The 299-nt window shown below is 51.5% G+C and carries 1 pseudogene; it reads right to left on the reverse strand.

What is annotated here, in order from left to right:
- A pseudogene (locus ACTHS3_RS17635) lies at positions 1–299 on the reverse strand (MFS transporter); the annotation flags it as partial.

Below are 299 nucleotides of genomic sequence, written 5' to 3' on the forward strand. Positions count from 1 at the left end.
TTGCAGCCAAGTGTAGAGCGGTACGGAGAAGAAACCGCCGAAAAAGCCGATGGCCGACATCACGAGCATAATCGGATACGCTTGGGCTTGCGATAAAAACCAAATAATGCCGTTTAATTCGGTAAAGCGTTGGCCTTGGGTCAGCCACACCAGCAATAATCCATAGACCGTCAGCCCCAGAGTGCCGATGGTAACCAAGCCCAAAATCAGGCGTTCGTGGCTGAGTTTGGCGCATAATACCGAGCCGATAGCGATGCCGATGGAGAACAGCGCCAACATCAGGTTGAACACATTATCGT

This window comes from Neisseria sp. P0009.S007 (genome assembly GCF_051962515.1).